16 protein-coding genes are annotated in these 13,090 nt (G+C 74.1%); 12 read left to right on the top strand and 4 right to left on the bottom strand.

Annotated elements, in window-relative coordinates; translation table 11 throughout:
* Positions 1-86: 86 nt before the first annotated feature.
* The gene (locus AC0IVP_RS06375; RefSeq protein ID WP_471755334.1) at positions 87-1,685 is read left to right on the top strand and encodes a glycosyltransferase family 87 protein; all 1,599 of its coding nucleotides are present in this window, start codon (positions 87-89) and stop codon (positions 1,683-1,685) included.
* On the opposite strand, the gene AC0IVP_RS06380 is transcribed toward AC0IVP_RS06375, so the two are convergent.
* Entirely contained in the window at positions 1,670-2,482 is an 813-nt protein-coding gene (locus AC0IVP_RS06380) for a deoxyribonuclease IV (protein ID WP_471755336.1), read from the bottom strand. The genes AC0IVP_RS06375 and AC0IVP_RS06380 overlap by 16 nt on opposite strands.
* A 161-nt stretch (positions 2,483-2,643) precedes the next feature.
* On the opposite strand from AC0IVP_RS06380, the gene AC0IVP_RS06385 reads away from it, so the two are divergent.
* From AC0IVP_RS06385 to AC0IVP_RS06415, 7 genes are all read left to right on the top strand, one after another.
* Entirely contained in the window at positions 2,644-3,693 is a 1,050-nt protein-coding gene (locus tag AC0IVP_RS06385) for a hypothetical protein (protein ID WP_471755338.1), read from the top strand.
* 187 nt (positions 3,694-3,880) lie between these two features.
* The gene (gene rpsF / locus AC0IVP_RS06390; RefSeq protein ID WP_056296699.1) at positions 3,881-4,168 is read left to right on the top strand and encodes a 30S ribosomal protein S6; all 288 of its coding nucleotides are present in this window, start codon (positions 3,881-3,883) and stop codon (positions 4,166-4,168) included.
* Positions 4,169-4,170: 2 nt separating this feature from the next.
* The gene (locus tag AC0IVP_RS06395; RefSeq protein WP_471755340.1) at positions 4,171-4,680 is read left to right on the top strand and encodes a single-stranded DNA-binding protein; all 510 of its coding nucleotides are present in this window, start codon (positions 4,171-4,173) and stop codon (positions 4,678-4,680) included.
* Positions 4,681-4,713: 33 nt separating this feature from the next.
* Entirely contained in the window at positions 4,714-4,950 is a 237-nt protein-coding gene (rpsR, locus tag AC0IVP_RS06400) for a 30S ribosomal protein S18 (RefSeq protein WP_056296079.1), read from the top strand.
* Positions 4,951-4,952: 2 nt separating this feature from the next.
* On the top strand, positions 4,953-5,408 hold the full coding sequence (rplI, locus tag AC0IVP_RS06405) for a 50S ribosomal protein L9 (protein ID WP_056296077.1): 456 nt from the start codon (positions 4,953-4,955) through the stop codon (positions 5,406-5,408).
* A gap of 507 nt (positions 5,409-5,915) precedes the next feature.
* Positions 5,916-7,280, top strand: a complete 1,365-nt coding sequence (gene dnaB / locus AC0IVP_RS06410) for a replicative DNA helicase (protein ID WP_235564807.1) — start codon at positions 5,916-5,918, stop codon at positions 7,278-7,280.
* A gap of 2 nt (positions 7,281-7,282) precedes the next feature.
* Positions 7,283-8,005, top strand: a complete 723-nt coding sequence (locus AC0IVP_RS06415; RefSeq protein ID WP_471755342.1) for a VOC family protein — start codon at positions 7,283-7,285, stop codon at positions 8,003-8,005.
* Here the strand turns inward: AC0IVP_RS06415 and AC0IVP_RS06420 are convergent.
* Positions 7,989-8,447: a cupin domain-containing protein gene (locus AC0IVP_RS06420; protein WP_056296072.1), complete on the bottom strand. Its 459-nt coding sequence runs from the start codon at positions 8,445-8,447 to the stop codon at positions 7,989-7,991. The two genes, AC0IVP_RS06415 and AC0IVP_RS06420, sit on opposite strands and share 17 nt — an antisense overlap.
* A gap of 55 nt (positions 8,448-8,502) precedes the next feature.
* On the opposite strand from AC0IVP_RS06420, the gene AC0IVP_RS06425 reads away from it, so the two are divergent.
* Both AC0IVP_RS06425 and AC0IVP_RS06430 read left to right on the top strand, forming a co-directional pair.
* Complete coding sequence (locus AC0IVP_RS06425; protein WP_200938927.1) at positions 8,503-9,348, top strand: alpha/beta fold hydrolase; 846 nt, start codon at positions 8,503-8,505, stop codon at positions 9,346-9,348.
* 19 nt (positions 9,349-9,367) lie between these two features.
* The gene (locus AC0IVP_RS06430) at positions 9,368-9,736 is read left to right on the top strand and encodes an MmcQ/YjbR family DNA-binding protein (protein ID WP_471755344.1); all 369 of its coding nucleotides are present in this window, start codon (positions 9,368-9,370) and stop codon (positions 9,734-9,736) included.
* Positions 9,737-9,769: 33 nt separating this feature from the next.
* Here AC0IVP_RS06430 and AC0IVP_RS06435 read toward each other — a convergent pair whose 3' ends face one another.
* Positions 9,770-10,441: an NUDIX hydrolase gene (locus AC0IVP_RS06435; protein ID WP_471755346.1), complete on the bottom strand. Its 672-nt coding sequence runs from the start codon at positions 10,439-10,441 to the stop codon at positions 9,770-9,772.
* Between the two features lie 79 nt (positions 10,442-10,520).
* On the opposite strand from AC0IVP_RS06435, the gene AC0IVP_RS06440 reads away from it, so the two are divergent.
* Together AC0IVP_RS06440 and AC0IVP_RS06445 are read left to right on the top strand one after the other, a co-directional pair.
* Positions 10,521-11,540, top strand: a complete 1,020-nt coding sequence (locus AC0IVP_RS06440; RefSeq protein WP_056296065.1) for an SPFH domain-containing protein — start codon at positions 10,521-10,523, stop codon at positions 11,538-11,540.
* Positions 11,537-12,415, top strand: coding sequence for an NAD(+)/NADH kinase (locus tag AC0IVP_RS06445; protein WP_056296061.1), 879 nt, complete (start codon positions 11,537-11,539; stop codon positions 12,413-12,415). The genes AC0IVP_RS06440 and AC0IVP_RS06445 overlap by 4 nt, the downstream gene beginning before the upstream one ends.
* Positions 12,416-12,498: 83 nt before the next feature.
* Here AC0IVP_RS06445 and AC0IVP_RS06450 read toward each other — a convergent pair whose 3' ends face one another.
* Positions 12,499-13,083, bottom strand: coding sequence for a class I SAM-dependent methyltransferase (locus AC0IVP_RS06450; RefSeq protein ID WP_471755348.1), 585 nt, complete (start codon positions 13,081-13,083; stop codon positions 12,499-12,501).
* Positions 13,084-13,090: the final 7 nt, after the last annotated feature.

Below are 13,090 nucleotides of genomic sequence, written 5' to 3' on the forward strand. Positions count from 1 at the left end.
GAACCCCAACACCAAACCCCACCCCAACCCGCCGGTCGTCCCGCCGGGGGTGCCGGGACAGCCGACGGCTTAGGCACACTGACCCGGTGACCACGGACGACACGGGCCCGTCCCCGGCCGACCAGCCGGACGACGGGCCCGCGCCGTCCCCGGGGGACCCCGGGCGGCCGGTCGCGGCCGCGGTCAGCGAGCCGCCTCGGATCGCCGCCCCGCCCTGGCCGGACCGGGTGGTGCCCAGCTGGACCGACCGCGTCGTCGCCCAGGCCAGCGAGGCGTTCGGCGGGCCGTGGGGACGGCACGCGGTCACCGGGCGGGCGCTGTTCTGGACCCCGCTGCGGGTGTCGCTGTTGTTCACCGTGATCGGCCTGGCCTTCGCCTGGGCGAAGCAGAGCCCCTGCTCGGACGGGGACTGGACGGGCTCCAAGCAGTACACGCACTTCTGCTACTCCGACACGATCCCGCTGTTCGGCCTGCACGGGCTGGACCGAGCGCAGGTGCCCTACCTGGACTCCCCGGTGGAGTACCCCGTGCTGACCGGGGGCTTCGAGTGGGTGGCCTCGGTGCTCGCCCGCGGCTACGACTCCCTGGCCCGCACGGTCGGGCTGCTGCCCGCGGTCGTGCCGGTGCAGAGCTACTACGTCGTCACCTGCCTCCTGCTGTCGGTGTGCGCGTTGCTGGTGACCCGCTCGGTCGTCGGCCTGGCCGGTCGCCGGCCGTGGGACGCCGCGATGGTCGGGCTCTCCCCGCTGCTGCTCGTGCACGCCTTCACCAACTGGGACCTGTTCGCCGTGGCGTTGGCGATGCTGGGCCTGTGGGCGTGGGCCAGGGAGCACCCGGCGCTGGCCGGGGTGCTGATCGGGCTGGGCGTGGCGGCCAAGCTGTACCCGGTCCTGCTGCTGGGTGCGCTGCTGGTGCTGTGCCTGCGGACCGGCACGCTGCGGCCCTGGCTGACCACCACGGTGGCCGCCGCCGGGGCGTGGCTGGCCACGAACCTGCCCGTGGCGCTGCTGGCGCCGGAGAACTGGCAGCGCTTCTTCGCCCTCAACGACAGCCGGCCCGCCGACCCGGACACGCTGTGGAACCTCGCGATCACCGCCTCCGGTGGCCGGTTCCTGGACGGCCCGCTGGCCGCCGGGCAGAGCCCCGAGGTGCTCAACGCCGTCGTGGCCGTCGGGCTGGTGCTGATGGCGGCGGCGGTGGGCTGGCTCGCGCTGGCAGCACCGGTGCGCCCCCGGGTCGCCCAACTCGCGTTCCTGCTGGTCGCGGGCTTCTTGCTGGTGAACAAGGTGTGGAGCCCGCAGTACTCCCTGTGGCTGCTCCCCCTGGCAGTGCTGGCCCGGCCCGGCTGGCGGTCGCTGCTGGCCTGGCAGGCCACCGAGGCGCTGCTGTGGGTGCCCCGGCTGCTCTGGTACCTCGGCACTGACAACCGGGGCATCGACGTCGAGTGGTTCTTCCTGGCGGTGGGGGTGCGCGACGTCGCCGTCCTGGTGCTGGTCGGGCTGGTCGTCCGGGATGTGTGGCACCCCGCACGGGACCGGGTCCGGCGCAGCTGGCCGGGCACCGACGACCCCGGCGGTGGCGTGCTGGACGGCGCCCCGGACCGGTTCCGGCTGCGCGGGTGGCGGCTGGAGAGGGTCGGTCGACCGGTGGCCGAGCGGGCTCCTGCGCCTCAGCCCAGCGTCTGACGCAGCAGGGCGATCTCCTCGGCGTGCGAGGCCGGGTCGCCCGGCGTCTCCAGCACCACCGGGCAGCCGGCGGTGCGGGCCACCTCCAGCAGCAGCTCGGTGGGGATCTCCCCGGCCGACAGCGGCGCGTGCCGGTCCCGGGCCGAGCCGGCGGCGTCCCGGCTGTTGTTCAGGTGCACCAGGTCGATCCGGCCGGTGACCGCCCGGACGTCCTCGACCACGGTCGCCAGGTCCCAGCCGGCCGCCCAGGCGTGGCAGGTGTCCAGCACGAACCCGGCCCCGAACTCGCCGACGGCCTCCCACAGCCGGGCCAGCGCGTCCAGCTCGCGGGCCATCGCCTTGTCCCCGCCGGCGGTGTTCTCGATCAGCACCGGGAGCGGGAAGCCGCCGTCGTCGGCCTGTCGGGCGAAGGTCTTGCGCCAGTTGTCGAACCCGGCGGCGGGGTCGTCCCGGCCGGTGACGTGCCCGCCGTGCACCACCATCCCGGCGGCGCCGATGGCCGCCGAGGCCGCGGCGTGCTGGCCGAGCAGCTTGCGGCTGGGGATCCGGATCCGGTTGTTCGTCGAGGCCGGGTTGAGCACGTAGGGGGCGTGCACGAAGACGACGACGTCGCTGGCGCGCAGCTCCTCGACGTCGGGCCGCGGCTGCGGGGCCTTCCAGTCCTGCGGGTCGGCCAGGAACACCTGCACCGCGGCGGCGTCGACCTCGGCGGCCCTGGCCAGCACCCCGCCGTCGGCGACCTCGTTGGCCTCGGTCAGACCGGATCCGACGTGCACCCCGACGGGCTGGTTCGACATGCCCCGACCCTGCCACGCACCACCGACGGTCCCGGCCGGCACCGGACGGGTGGGTCTCTCGAGTGGCGCCCGTATCGCCTGGGTCACATCATCGTTCTCCACCGTGGTACCCGTCACTCGTGGGTACACGTGAGCGTGGACACCTCGACGTGGAGGCACAGATGGACAGCGCGGTGGACAGCGGGCGACTCCGCCGGACGGCACGACGCGGCATCGCCGTGGCCACCCTGGGCTGGCTGCTGGCCGTGGCCGGGTCGGTGCTCGCCGCCCCGACCGCGAGCGCGGCGCCGACCGCCACGGTCGCCATCCGGGACCTGACGCCGCCGATCGTGTCCGTGGACGCCGGCGGCACGGTCACCTTCAGCAACCAGATCGCCGACAAGCCGCTGCGGGTGGGCGGCGGGCTGCTCCCCTCCCTGGTGGACGTCACCGTCTCGACCGACGTGACCCTCCGGCTGCCGTCAGGGACCAAGCCCCTGCCCGCCGGGGCGAGCGTCTCGGAGTCCTTCGGCCAGAGCTGCGCCGTCTGCACGATCACCTACGCCTACCGCGTGGTGAGCAGCGGGCCGGCGCTCACCCAGGGTCTGATCGACGCCACGCTGGGGCAGCTGCCGGCGCTGCCGGTGCCCACCCCGTTCGTGGTGAACACGCTGGTGCCGCTGCCGAACCTGCCCTCGGCGAACCTGCCGACCCTGCCGCCGGTGACCGTCCCCCCGGCCGTCGTCCCCTCCCTGCCGGTGCCCCAGGCGCCGGTCCCGGTCACCCCGACCGCCCCGGTCGCCGAGACCCCGACCGCCTCGGCGCCCGCCGAGACGGGCACCCCGCTGGAGGGCACGGCCTACTCCTACGGCACCACCACGTCCGCCGGTCAGATGGCCCCGGTGGACACCTCGGCGGCCGCCGCGTTCGACCCGACCCGTTTCAGCCCGCGGACCCAGCCCTCCGCGGCCAGCGGCGGCGGCGGCAACGCGGGCAGCTACGACGGCGCCTCGGTCCCGGTCTTCGGCGAGCTCGCCGGCCTGGGCGGGTCCGGTCTGGGCGAGGGCGCCGGGGACGACGTCGCCACCGCCTCGGACACCGCGGCCGCCGGTCCCGACCCGGCGCTGTCGGTGCCGGCCCTGGCCGCCGTCGTCGCCCTGGCCGGGGTCAGCGCCGCCCTGGTGCGGACCCACCTGTCCCAGCGCACCGCGGACCGCGCCGCCGCTGCCTAGTCCCACCGCCGCGACCGGCCCTCGTCCCCTGTGGACGGGGGCCGGTCGTGCGTCTGACCGGCTGGTACTGTGGAACGAGCGCGTCCGGTCGACCGTCAGGTGCGGTCCTCAGGGCGCGCGACGCGTGTACAGCCCTCCTGCTGCAGATCCTCTGCAGCCGCTGAGACCAGAGGAGGTGGGGTTCTCCGTGCGTCACTACGAACTGATGATCATCCTCGACCCCGAGCTCGAGGAGCGCACCATCGCTCCCAGCCTGGACCGGTTCCTGTCGGTCGTCACCAACTCCGGTGGCACCGTCAAGACCGACATCTGGGGTCGTCGACGTCTCGCCTACGAGATCAAGAAGAACGTCGAGGGCATCTACGCCATCGTCGACATCCAGGCCGAGCCCGCTGCGGTGGCCGAGCTGGACCGTCAGCTGAACCTCAACGAGTCCATCCTGCGCACCAAGCTGATGCGGCCCGAGGCTCACTGACCATGGCCGGCGAGACCGTCATCACCGTCATCGGCAACCTGACCGCCGACCCGGAGTTGCGTTTCACGCCGTCCGGCGCAGCCGTCGCGAACTTCACCGTGGCCTCCACGCCGCGGACCTTCGACCGTCAGACGTCGGAGTGGAAGGACGGCGAGGCGCTCTTCCTGCGGTGCAACGTGTGGCGCCAAGCGGCGGAGAACGTCGCCGAGTCGCTCACCCGTGGCTCCCGGGTCATCGTCAGCGGTCGCCTCAAGCAGCGCTCCTTCGACACGAAGGAGGGCGAGAAGCGCACCGTCATCGAGCTCGAGGTCGACGAGATCGGCCCCTCGCTCCGTTACGCCACCGCGAAGGTCACCAAGGCCAACCGCGGCAGTGACGGCGGCGGGTTCGGTGGCGGCTCCGGCGGCGGCGGCGGTGGGGGCTTCGGCTCCTCCGGCGGCGGCGGTGGCGGCAGCGCTTCCAGCGACCCCTGGTCGACCCCGGCGTCGTCCTCGGACGAACCGCCCTTCTGATCTCGTACTCCACAAGCAATCCAGGAGAACCCTGTGCCCAAGCCACCCATCCGCAAGCCCAAGAAGAAGGTCTGCCAGTTCTGCAAGGACAAGGCGACCGGTGTCGACTACAAGGACACCACCCTGCTCCGGAAGTTCATCTCCGACCGGGGCAAGATCCGCGCCCGCCGCGTCAGCGGCAACTGCAGCCAGCACCAGCGTGACGTCGCCGTGGCCGTGAAGAACAGCCGCGAGATGGCCCTGCTGCCCTACACCTCCACGGCGCGCTGACCATGAGCGCATCGAAGCTGATCCTGACCCAGGAGGTCACCGGCCTCGGCTCTGCCGGGGACACCGTCGAGGTGAAGGGCGGGTACGCCCGCAACTACCTCCTGCCCCGCGGCCTGGCCATCATGGCCACCCGCGGTGCCCAGAAGCAGGTCGAGGGCCTGCGCCGTGCGCGGGCCGCCCGCGACGTCGCCACCCTCGAGGAGGCCAAGCAGATCGCCGGCCAGCTCTCCTCGCTGTCGGTCTCCGTCCCGGCCAAGGCCGGCAACGGCGGTCGTCTGTTCGGCTCGATCACCACGGCCGACGTCGTCGCCGCGGTGACCGCCGCCGGTGGTCCCTCGCTGGACCGCCGCCGGGTCGAGCTGCCCAGCTCGATCAAGAGCACCGGCTCGCACACCGTCACGGTGCGCGTCCACCCCGAGGTCAGCGCCGCGCTGGCCATCGAGGTCGTCGCAGCCTGACAGCAGCACCCAGCACTGCCCACGAGGGGCGTCGGACTCCGGTCCGGCGCCCCTCGTGGCGTTCCCGGGTCGGGGTCCCCGCCCGGCCGGTGACGGCGGACCCCGGCGGACAGCACGTCGACGGTGGACACCGGGACGACGGCGGGCGCCGCGACGCGCCCGGGCCCCGCGGCGGAGCAGAAGTTTCTCCCGTCCACAGGCCCCGCGCAGGAGACCGGCAGGTGGCCGGGGCCCGGACGGCCGATGACGGGCAGCCGTCCCCGTCCCCTCCACACGGAGGCACCGTCCGTCCACGGCTCTGTCCCCAGGTTGTGCAGAGGCCTGTGCACAGCGCTCGTGGACGGCGGCCCCCCGGCTGCCTAGCGTCACCGCTGGATCCACCGCGCGGGGTGGTCAGCACCGGTTCTGTCGGTGCCCCGCGATACGAAGGACGACGACGGACGGGGCACCCCGAGGTGTCCCGTCCCGGCAGTGGCGCGCAACAGATGGGGGCTCACGACAGTGGCAGTGGTCGACGACATCAGCAGGCCGGTGGCCGCGGCACCGCAGTACGACCGCCAGCCCCCTCAGGACGTCGCTGCCGAGCAGTCGGTGCTCGGCGGCATGCTGCTGAGCAAGGACGCCATCGCCGACGTCGTGGAGGTCCTGCACGGGGCGGACTTCTACCGCCCGGCCCACCAGATCGTCTTCGACTGCGTCCTGGACCTCTACGGCCGCGGTGAGCCCGCCGACGCGATCACCGTCTCCGCCGAGCTCAACCGCACCGACCAGCTGTCCAAGATGGGCGGGGCGGTCTACCTGCACACGCTCATCCAGTCCACGCCCACGGCGGCGAACGCCGGCTACTACGCCGCGATCGTGGCCGAGCAGGCCGTGCTGCGCCGCCTGGTCGAGGCCGGCACCCGGGTGGTCCAGCTGGGCTACGGCGCGGCCGGCGGCAAGGGCGACGTCGACGACATCGTCGACCGGGCGCAGCAGGAGATCTACGACGTCACCGAGAAGCGGATGAGCGAGGACTACTCGCGCCTCGAGGACGTCCTGCAGCCCACCATGGACGAGCTGGACGCCATCGCCAGCCGCGGTGGCACCGCCCGCGGTGTGCCCACCGGCATCCGCGACCTCGACGAGCTGACCAACGGCCTGCAGGCCGGCCAGATGATCGTCATCGCCGCCCGACCCGGCGTCGGCAAGTCCACCCTGGGGCTGGACATCGCCCGCAACGCCTCGGTCAAGCACCACCAGGCCGCCTGCATCTTCAGCCTGGAGATGAGCAAGCACGAGATCACCATGCGTCTGCTGTCGGCCGAGGCGAAGGTGCCGCTGCACCACATGCGCGCCGGCTCGCTCAGCGACGAGGACTGGTCGAAGCTGGCCCGCCGGATGGGCGAGGTCGCCGACGCGCCGCTCTACATCGACGACTCCCCCAACATGACGATGATGGAGATCCGGGCCAAGGCCCGGCGGCTCAAGCAGCGCAACGACCTCAAGCTCGTGGTGATCGACTACCTGCAGCTGATGACGTCGGGCAAGCGGGTGGAGTCCCGCCAGCAGGAGGTCTCGGAGTTCTCCCGTGCCCTCAAGCTGCTGGCCAAGGAGCTCGAGGTCCCGGTGATCGCGATGAGCCAGCTCAACCGTGGCTCCGAGCAGCGCCAGGACAAGAAGCCGATGCTGTCCGACCTCCGTGAGTCCGGCTCCATCGAGCAGGACGCCGACATGGTGATGATGATCCACCGCGAGGACATGTACGAGAAGGAGTCCCCGCGGGCCGGCGAGGCCGACATCATGCTGGTCAAGCACCGCAACGGCCCCACCGCGAACGTCACCGTCGCCTTCCAGGGTCACTACTCGCGCTTCGTGGACATGGCGAACTGACCGTGACCACCCCCGACGTGCCGCTCACCCGCACCGAGGCCTCCCGGGCCGTCGAGGCGATCGGCTGGCGGCTGCTGCTGGCCGAGCTGTGCACCTCGGTGCCCGTCGACTCCCTCGCCCAGGGGGCCCGTCTGGCGGCCGCCGTCACCGACGTGCTCGGTGCCGACGCCGACGGCCACCTGCGGGTGGACCTGCGCCCCGGCCGGGTCGAGCTGGGTCTGCAGACCCGTTCCGGGGGCGTCGTCACGGCGCGGGACGTCGAGCTGGCGCACCGGGTCACCGAGGTGCTGGACCGACCGGTGCGTCCCGGCGGCGCGCACCCGGTGCAGGCACTGGAGATCGCCGTCGACGCCCTGGACATCCCCGTGGTGCTGCCGTTCTGGGCCGCCGTCCTGGGCCTGGTGCCGCAGCCCGGGGACGACGAGGCGCTGGTGGACCCGGCGGGTGTCCTGCCGACGGTCTGGTTCCAGCAGATGGACGCCCCCCGCGACCAGCGCAACCGCATCCACCTGGACGTCACCGTGCCGCACGACGAGGCCGACGCCCGGGTGGCCGCAGCGCTGGCGGCCGGTGGCCGGCTGCTCTCCGACGCCGACGCGCGCTCGTTCTGGGTGCTGGCCGACGCCGAGGGCAACGAGATCTGCGTCTGCACCTGGGAGGACCGGGACGAGCAGGACCAGGGAGAGCAGGACCGGGACGACCTGCAGGTCAGTCCCGGAGGTTGAGCTGGTCGTACCGGGCGGCGAGCTCGTCGAGCTCCTCGGCGGTGGGCACGTGGCCGCCGGCGCGCAGCTCGACCATGCCGCGGAAGTAGTCCTCCCGCGGGGCGCCCGGGGTGAACAGCAGCAGGAACCGGCAGCCGGCGTCGGCGTCGGCGGCGTGGAAGCCGTGCACGCCGGAGCGGGGGACGTAGACCAGGTCGCCGGGGCCGGCGGTGGTCCAGGTGTCGCCGTCCAGGACGGCGAGCCGGCCCTCAAGCACGTGGAAGGACTCGCTGAACGTGCGGTGCACGTGCGGACCCGGGCCCCCGCCGCCCGGTGGCAGCGTGACCTCGAAGAGCCCGAAGTCGCCCCGGGTCTGCGCGCCGGTGGCGATGAAGCGGGTCCGCCCCGCGAGCTCCTGGTCGCGCTGCCGGGAGACGGTCGCCGGGTCGGGGACGTAGCTCATCCCCCGGTCCTACCCGCGGGACCAACCGACCGTCGACCGGTGACGAACACCGGGCATGCGGCTCACCGATCGGCTCCAGGCGATGACGATGCACGCCACCGCGCGGTGGACGGTCCGGTACGGCGAGGAGCTGCGGTTCGCCGGTTCCGAGCTGCCCGACCCCGAGGTGGTCCGGGTGGGCACCGCGTACGGCCGGGTGCCGGTGCACGTCTACCGGGGCACCGGGGACGGCGCCCACGTGCACGCCCACGGCGGTGCGTGGCTGATGCGGTACCCGCAGATGGACGACTGGTGGTGCCGTTACCTGACCGCCAGCACCGGGGCGACCGTCTACAACGTCGACTTCCGCACCGGCCCCCACGTCGCGTACCCGGTCGCCCAGGAGCAGTGCCACGACGTCGCCGCCTGGGTCGCGGGCCGGCACCGGCGGGTGTCGGTCGGCGGGTTCTCCTCCGGCGGCGGGATGGCGGCCGCGGTGGCGCTGATGGCCCGGGACCGCGGCTCGTCAGCCCCCGTGCTGCAGGTGCTGGGCATCCCCGCCCTGGACATGGCATCGGAGCTCCCCGCCGGGACCGGGATGATCTCCCCGGCGCTGCGCGGCCTGGTCCGCCGGGTCTACTTCCCCGACGTCGCCACCCGGTCGGAGCCCTACGCGTCCCCACTGCTGGCCCCGGACCTGGCTGGTCTGCCGCCGGCGCTGGTCCTCACCGCCGAGCGGGACACCCTCCGCCGGGACGGGGTGCGCTACGTGCAGCGGCTGCGGGAGGCCGGCGTCGACGTCTGGCACCACGAGACACCCGGGGTGGACCACTACTTCCTCACCGAGGACCCCGTCCGTGCGCGGGACACGATGGCCCAGGTGGCCGACCGGGTGCGGTCGGCCCTTGCCGGGGCCGGCTGACCGGGCCAGGGTGACCGGCATGGCCACCTGGGCAGACGTCGAACGCACCGCCTCCGCGCTGCCGGAGGTCACCGAGGGCACCAGCTACGGCAACCGCGCCTGGAAGGTCGCCGGCAAGACCTTCGTGTGGGCCCGGCCGCTGGGCGTGAAGGACCGCGCCGACCTGGGGGACGACGTCCCCGCGGGCGAGGTGCTCGCCGTCCGGGTCGCGGGTGAGGGCGAGAAGGCGGAGCTGCTGGCCGCCGAGCCCGACGTCTGCTTCACCGTCCCGCACTTCGACGGCCACCCCGCCGTGCTGGTCCGCCTCGACGACGTCGACCCCGCCCTGCTCACCGAGCTGGTCACCGACGCCTGGCACTGCCGAGCACCCGCGGGGCTCCGCCGCTGAACCCGCCCCGACGCAGGCCCGGGCTCGGCCGGGTCAGGCGTCGGTGCGGAGCAAGGGCGGGTGCAGGGTGTCGGCCGGGCCGCGGCGGAACAGCTGCGCGGGGCGGCCGCCGTCCCTCGTGGTGGTCTCGCCGGTGGGCTCCAGCAGGCCGGGGGTGCCGGTGACCTTGCGGTGGAAGTTCCGCGGGTCCAGGGCCCGGCCCCAGACGACCTCGTAGACCCGGCGCAGCTGGGCGACGGTGAACGCCGGCGGGCAGAACGCCGTCGCCAGGGCGGTGTACTCGAGCTTGGCCCGGGCCCGCTCGACGCCGTCGGCGAGCACCCGGTCGTGGTCGAAGGCGAGCCCGCAGGCGTCGGCGACGGGGACCCAGCGGGCGTCGGCGGCGTCGGTGCCGGCGGTGGGCAGCGGCTGGTCGGGCACCAGCGCCAGGTGCGCCACGGTGACCACGCGCTGGCGGGGGTCCCGGTCGGGGGCGCCGTAGGAGGCCAGCTGCTCCAGGTGCCCGACGGTCAGGCCGGTCTCCTCGGCGAGCTCGCGGGCGGCCGCGGCGGCCAGGTCCTCATCCGGGCGCAGGAAGCCGCCGGGGAGGGCCTCCCGGCCCAGGTGCGGTTCGACGCCGCGGCGGACCAGCAGCACGCAGAGCGCGTCCTCCCGCACCGTGAGGACGACGAGGTCGACGGTGACCGCGACTGCCGGGTGGCCCATGACCCCACCCTAGCGTCACCTTGACGACAAGTCCTGCACCTGCTTATCGTCTGGCTGACGACAACAACAGGAGGCAGAGATGGCCGACATCGCCCGGTACCCCCTCGTGCGGCACCTGCGGGGCTCCGCGACCGCCCACGTCCAGCACGTCACCGCCGGCCGGCTGCGGCACGCCGGCACCGGCGCCAGCTTCTGGTTCCGGCCGCTGTCGGCCGTGCTCAGCGAGATCCCCGTCGACGACCGGGAGCTCCCGCTGCTCTTCCACGCCCGGACCGCGGACTTCCAGGACACCACCGTCCAGATGACCCTGACCTTCCGGTTCGCCGACCCGGTGCTGGCCGCCGGACGGGTGGACTTCTCCATCGACCCGGACACCGGCCGCTGGCGGGGCACCCCGCTGGAGCAGGTGGCCGGCCTGCTCACCGAGTCGGCCCAGCAGCACGCGATCGACCTGCTCGCGGCCACCCCGATGACCGTGGCGCTGACCGGCGGCGTCCGCACCGTGCGGGACACCGTGGCGGCCGGGCTGGCCGCTGACGGTCGGCTGGTGGAGACCGGCATCGCCGTCATCGACGTCCGGGTGGTCGCCATCCGGCCCGAACCCGACGTCGAGCGGGCCCTGCGGACGCCCACCCGGGAGCAGGTGCAGGCCGACGCCGACGCCGCCACCTACTCACGGCGGGCCGTGGCGGTGGAGCGGGAGCGGGCGATCGCGGAGAACGAGCTGGCGAACCAGGTCGAGCTGGCCCGCCGCGAGGAGGAACTGGTCGCCCAGCGCGGGGTCAACGCCCGGCGGGAGGCGGAGAACGCCGCGGCCGCGGCCGAGGTGGCCGCGGAGTCGAAGGCCCGCCGGGACCGGGCCGCCGCCGACGTGGACGCCGAGCGCAAGCGGGTGCTGGGCGAGGCGCAGGGCGCGGCCAACACCGCCGAGCTGGCCGCCTGGGTCGACATGCCCGTGGAGACGGTCTACGCCCTGGCCCTGCGCCAGATGGCCGCGAACCTGCCGCAGGTGCAGAACCTGACCGTCACCCCGGAGCTGCTCACCGGCCTGCTGGCCAAGCTGGGGGCCGGCGGCTCGGGGGACGGCGGCCGGCCGTGAGCCTGGCGCCCCGGGTGGTGCTCGTGCACCGGGCCACCGAGCTCAGCGAGCTGGTGGCCCGGCACGGCACCCGCGGGCAGGCTGCGTTCTTCCTGCGCAGCCGCGGGCGGGACGTCGAGGAGGTCGCCGCGCACGACACCGCCCAGCAGGCCGCCGTCGCCACCGCGCTGGCCCAGGTGCCGCTGGACTGGCGGCGGGGCAGCGTCGAGCGGGCCGACCTGCCGCGCTTCCTCTTCGCCCCGGACGACGTCGTCCTGGTGGTCGGGCAGGACGGCCTGGTCGCCAACGTGGCCAAGTACCTCGACGGGCAGCCCGTCGTCGGGGTGGACCCCGAACCCGGCCGCAACGCCGGCGTGCTGGTCCGGCACCGGGCCGCCGACGTCGGCCGGCTGCTCGCCACCCGGGACCGGGTCCGGGAGCTCACCATGGTCCAGGCCACCGCGGACGACGGGCAGACCCTGCTCGCGCTCAACGAGGTCTACCTGGGCCAGCCCACCCACCAGACCGCCCGCTACCGGCTGCACGCCCCCGGTGCCGACGCCGAGCGCCAGGCGTCGTCCGGGGTGCTGGTGGCCACCGGCACCGGGGCGACCGGGTGGTGCCGGTCGGCGGCGCAGGAGCGGCGCAGCCCGCTGGCCCTGCCCGGCCCCACCGACGCGGCGCTGGCCTGGTTCGTCCGGGAGGCCTGGCCCTCTCCGGTCACCGGCACCACCTGCACCGAGGGCCTGCTCACCGGCGACGACGTGCTGCGCATGACGGTGGAGTCCGACGGGCTGGTCGCGTTCGGCGACGGCCTGGAGGACGACCACCTGACGCTGTCCTGGGGGCAGCAGGTGGCCGTCGGCCGCTCCCCCCGCACCCTGCGCCTCGTCTGACTGGGCCTCGTCTGACTGGGCATGGGATCCCTCGCATACGGCAGAGGGCGCACGCTGTATGCGGGGGATCCCATGCCGGGGCGTCAGCTGAGGACGGCGACCAGGAAGTCGGCGTCGTCGGTGAAGGGCTGCAGGTCCCAGGTGGACAGCAGGAGGTCCACCGACCAGCCGACGGCGCGGGCGTCGTCGAGGAACTCGGGGAAGGGGTAGCCGCGTTCGGCGCCGAAACCGGTGACGGCGCGCCCGCCGGGCACCACGTGCGCGCGGAACCCGGCCAGCACGCGCCGCCGGGTGGAGGGCGCCAGGAACGCCATCACGTTGCCCGCGCAGACGACGACGTCGAACCGGCCGGGCACCGACAGCTCGGCCAGGTCGCCGACCTGCCAGGTGGGGCCGGGGTGGTCGGCCTGCGCTGCGGCGACCAGCACCGGGTCGGCGTCGACACCGACGACCTCGTGGCCGGCGGCGTGCAGCGCGGCACCCACCCGGCCGGGGCCGCAGCCGGCGTCGAGCACCCGGGAGCCGCGGGCCAGCATCGCGTCGACGAGTCGGGCCTCGCCGTCCAGGTCGACGCCGTCGGCGGCCAGCCCGCGGAAGCGCTCGACGTAGCGGGAGGAGTGCTCGGGGTCCGCAGCCGACATGCGGGCCCACTCGTTCGTCTCGGTCACCGGTCGA

The sequence above is a fragment of the Klenkia sp. AC732 genome (assembly GCF_979256525.1).